Source organism: Nocardiopsis halotolerans DSM 44410, assembly GCF_000341065.1.
In the GTDB taxonomy this organism is placed as follows: domain Bacteria; phylum Actinomycetota; class Actinomycetes; order Streptosporangiales; family Streptosporangiaceae; genus Nocardiopsis; species Nocardiopsis halotolerans.
Genome location: NZ_ANAX01000052.1, coordinates 1 through 4,415, shown reverse-complemented (window position 1 = coordinate 4,415; position 4,415 = coordinate 1). Strand labels below are relative to the sequence as shown.

Here is a 4,415-nt window from a genome sequence, read left to right as displayed (position 1 = left end):
GGGCGCGCCCGACGACGCCTACCGTGAAGCCGGTGTGGACGCCTTCGCCCACCGTGGGTGCGACGCCGTCGCCCTCCTCACCGACCTGGTCGACGTCCTGGTCACCGATCCTCCGGCACCGTCCACCACAGCCCAGGGGGCGCACACATGATCCCCGACTTCTCCACCGTGGCCCCACGGCTCCCCGGTTTCCCGGGGAGTACCGAATCCGGCACCGCCGCCTGGCAGGAGGCCCTGGAGGCCGGTACCGGAAAGGCCGCCGACGCCCTGGAGTGGGAGACCCCCGAGGGCATCGGCGTCAAGCCGCTGTACACACCCGCCGACCGCGCGGGTCTGGACTTCGTGGACGGGCTGCCCGGCATCCCGCCCTACCTGCGGGGTCCCTACCCGACCATGTACGTCAACCAGCCGTGGACCATCCGCCAGTACGCCGGGTTCTCCACCGCCGAGGAGTCCAACGCCTTCTACCGCCGCAACCTGGCGGCCGGTCAGAAGGGCCTGTCGGTCGCCTTCGACCTGGCCACCCACCGCGGCTACGACTCCGACCACCCCCGCGTCGCGGGCGACGTCGGCATGGCGGGCGTGGCCATCGACTCCATCTACGACATGCGCCAGCTGTTCGACGGCATCCCGCTGGACAGGATGAGCGTGTCCATGACCATGAACGGCGCGGTGCTGCCGATCCTGGCGCTCTACATCGTGGCCGCCGAGGAGCAGGGTGTCCCCCCGGAGAAGCTGTCCGGGACCATCCAGAACGACATCCTCAAGGAGTTCATGGTCCGCAACACCTACATCTATCCGCCCCAGCCGTCGATGCGGATCATCTCCGACATCTTCGCCTACACCTCGCGGCGGATGCCGCGCTTCAACTCCATCTCCATCTCCGGCTACCACATGCAGGAGGCCGGGGCCACGGCCGACCTGGAGCTGGCCTACACCCTGGCCGACGGGGTGGAGTACATCCGCGCCGGGCAGCGGTCCGGGCTGGACGTGGACGCGTTCGCGCCGCGCCTGTCGTTCTTCTGGGCGATCGGCATGAACTTCTTCATGGAGGTCGCCAAGCTCCGCGCCGCCCGCCTGCTCTGGGCGCGCCTGGTCCGGGACCTGGGCGCGGTCAGGGACAAGTCGCTGAGCCTGCGCACCCACTCGCAGACCTCAGGGTGGTCGCTCACCGCCCAGGACGTGTTCAACAACGTGGCCCGCACCTGCGTGGAGGCCATGGCCGCCACCCAGGGACACACCCAGTCGCTGCACACCAACGCCCTGGACGAGGCCCTGGCCCTGCCCACCGACTTCTCCGCGCGCATCGCCCGCAACACCCAGCTGCTGCTCCAGCAGGAGTCCGGCACCACCCGGGTGGTGGACCCGTGGGGCGGCAGCTACTACGTGGAGCGCCTCACCCAGGAACTGGCCGCCAAGGCGTGGGCGCACATCCAGGAGGTCGAGAAGGCGGGCGGCATGGCCGCCGCCATCGACGCCGGGCTGCCCAAGATGCGCATCGAGGAGGCAGCTGCCCGTACCCAGGCGCGCATCGACTCCGGCCGCCAGCCGGTGATCGGCGTCAACAAGTACCGCCCCGACACCGAGGACGAGATCGAGGTCCTCAAGGTCGACAACTCCCGGGTGCGCGCCCAGCAGCTGGAGAAGCTGCGCCGCCTGCGCGGGGAACGGGACGAGGACCGGGTGCGCGCCGCGCTCGACGCGCTCACCGCCGCGGCGGGCCGCGAGTCCAGGGCGGACGAGGACCTCACCGACAACCTCCTTGCGGCGGCGGTCGACGCGGCACGCGCCAAGGCCACCGTCGGCGAGATCTCCGACGCCATGGAGAGGGTCTTCGGCCGCCACTCCGGGCAGATCCGTACGATTCAGGGTGTGTACAGGGACGAGGCGGCGAGCGGCGACGACGCGGCGGGGACCATGGAGCGCGTGACCCGCAGGGTGGACGACTTCACCGAGGCGGAGGGCCGCCGCCCCCGCATCCTGGTCGCGAAGATGGGCCAGGACGGGCACGACCGCGGCCAGAAGGTCATCGCGACCGCCTTCGCCGACCTGGGCTTCGACGTCGACGTCGGCCCGCTGTTCCAGACCCCGGCCGAGGTCGCCGCCCAGGCCGTGGAGGCCGACGTACACGTGGTCGGGGTGTCCTCACTGGCGGCCGGGCACCTCACCCTGGTGCCCGCACTCCGGGAGGAGCTGGCAGCGCTGGACCGCGAGGACATCATGATCGTGGTCGGCGGGGTCGTCCCCCCGGCGGACTTCGCTCCGCTGCGGGAGGCGGGCGCGTCGGCGATCTTCCCACCCGGCACGGTCATCGCCGAGGCCGCCGTCGACCTGCTCGACCAGCTGGAGGAACGGCTGGGGTAGAACGGGAGGGCGGCGGCCGGTCACCGGCGGCCGACCCGGGATGACGGTACGCGACCCGTGGGCCTGGAGAGGGAGGAAACGTGGCGGAGCAGGGCCGCGCGCCGCACACGCGGCGTTCGGGGCGGGGCCGACCCGTGGACGTGGACGCCCTCGCCGAGGGGGTCCTGGCGGGGCACCGGCCGACCCTGGCCCGGGCGATCACGCTCGTGGAGTCCCGCCGGCCGGACCACGCCCGCGCCGCGCAGGAGCTGCTGGTCCGGCTCCTGCCGCACACCGGCGAAGCCAGCCGGGTGGGGATCACCGGCGTTCCCGGCGTCGGCAAGTCCACGTTCATCGACGCGCTGGGCACCGGGCTGACCAGGGCGGGGCACCGGGTGGCGGTGCTCGCCGTGGACCCCTCCTCCACGCGCACGGGCGGCAGCATCCTGGGGGACAAGACCCGGATGGCACACCTGTCGGTGGACCCGAACGCGTTCATCCGGCCCTCGCCCACGGCGGGGACCCTGGGCGGGGTCGCCCGGGCCACCCGGGAGACCATGCTGCTCATGGAGGCGGCCGGGTTCGACGTGGTGCTGGTGGAGACGGTGGGCGTCGGTCAGTCCGAGGTCGCGGTCGCCGCCATGGTGGACTGCTTCCTGTTCCTCACGCTGGCCCGTACGGGCGACCAGCTCCAGGGCATCAAGAAGGGCGTGCTGGAACTGGTGGACGTGGTCGCGGTCAACAAGGCCGACGGTCCGCACGCCGACGACGCGCGCAAGGCGGCCCGCGAACTGTCGCGGGCGCTGCGGCTGCTCCAACCGGTGCACCCGGACTGGCGTCCGCCCGTGCTGACGTGCAGCGGGATGACCGGTGACGGGCTCGACGAGGTGTGGGACACCGTGGGACGGCACCGGGAGGTGCTGGAGCGCGACGGCGCGCTGGCCGAGCGCCGCAGCCGTCAGGGGGTCAGCTGGATGTGGGACCAGGTCCGTGACCAGCTCATGGACACCTTCCTGCGCGACGATCGGGTGGCGTCGCTCCTGCCGCGGATGGAGGAGGAGGTGCGCTCGGGAGGGACCACGGCGACCCTCGCCGCACGCGCGCTGTTGGACTCCTTCACCCGGGGTGACCGGCCCCCGGAGACGTGAACACACGGTGACCGTTCCGTGGACGGGGTGTCCACCTGCGGTGTCGACGCGCCTCGAACGTCCGTCATGTCGTGAAATCACCGAGGGTGAACGTGTCATGTCGGACACTCCCGGTGAGGTTCGTGCCCAAGAGGCGAAAATTTCTTCCGGGATGCCATTCCCGAACGGGCGGTTCGCTTATACCGTGTGTGTCCAACGACTTACCAGGCTCGCGGACGTCCATACGTTCCCCCTTCGTCGGTCCGGCTCTGTGGGAGTGGTGCCGGGCCGGGTGGGCGTGGTCCGCCGGTCTGCGTAGGGTGAAGCGAGACCCCTCACCAATCTCAACGTGGGGCCGGGAGGAGTGAACGTGCACAGGCTTGGGCTGAGCACGCGGGTGGAGAGCCGCAGCGTCATCGTCGCGATCGAGGGGGAACTCGACATCGCGACCGTCGACGACCTCCAGGAACACATCCAGTCCGCTGTCCACGACCACGGTCCGTGGCTGGTCCTGGACCTGTCGGGTCTGGACTTCATGGACTCCAGTGGTCTGAACGTCATCATCAACGCCTACAGAACCGTCCGCGAGCTGGGCGGATCACTGGCGCTGGCGGCGCTCAACGAGCGCGTCACCAAGGTCGTCCGACTGGTCGGCCTGCACCGTCAGGTTCCGGTCCACCAGACCGTGGCCACCGCCGTGGCCGCCATGGAGGCACTGGAGGCCAAGCGCCAGGCCGGATAGCCTCCGGTCGCATGAGCCGAACCCTCCCCCCGGGTCCCGTCGGCATCTCCTGGGACCACAACAGCCACTACCACGGTCACCTCCTCCGACACATGCCCCCGCACTGCACCCGCGCGCTCGACGTCGGGTGCGGTGGCGGCAGGTTCGCGCGGGTGATGGCCGCCCGGGGCGTCGCCGTCGACGCGATCGACCCGGAGCCGCGG

The 4,415-nt window shown here is 71.1% G+C and carries 4 protein-coding genes; all 4 read left to right on the top strand.

Features of this window, described 5'->3' with window-relative positions; genetic code table 11:
* The first annotated feature begins 147 nt into the window (after positions 1–147).
* Positions 148–2,364 (top strand): methylmalonyl-CoA mutase, encoded by a 2,217-nt coding sequence (gene scpA, locus D455_RS0104060; protein ID WP_017569489.1) that lies wholly within the window; start codon positions 148–150, stop codon positions 2,362–2,364.
* An 80-nt stretch (positions 2,365–2,444) separates the two neighbouring features.
* Positions 2,445–3,491, top strand: coding sequence for a methylmalonyl Co-A mutase-associated GTPase MeaB (gene meaB, locus D455_RS0104055; protein WP_017569488.1), 1,047 nt, complete (start codon positions 2,445–2,447; stop codon positions 3,489–3,491).
* A 349-nt stretch (positions 3,492–3,840) separates the two neighbouring features.
* Positions 3,841–4,212 (top strand): STAS domain-containing protein, encoded by a 372-nt coding sequence (locus D455_RS0104050; RefSeq protein WP_026122295.1) that lies wholly within the window; start codon positions 3,841–3,843, stop codon positions 4,210–4,212.
* Positions 4,213–4,223: 11 nt separating this feature from the next.
* The coding region (locus D455_RS29140; RefSeq protein ID WP_040684419.1) for a class I SAM-dependent methyltransferase at positions 4,224–4,415 on the top strand (192 nt) is incomplete at its 3' end.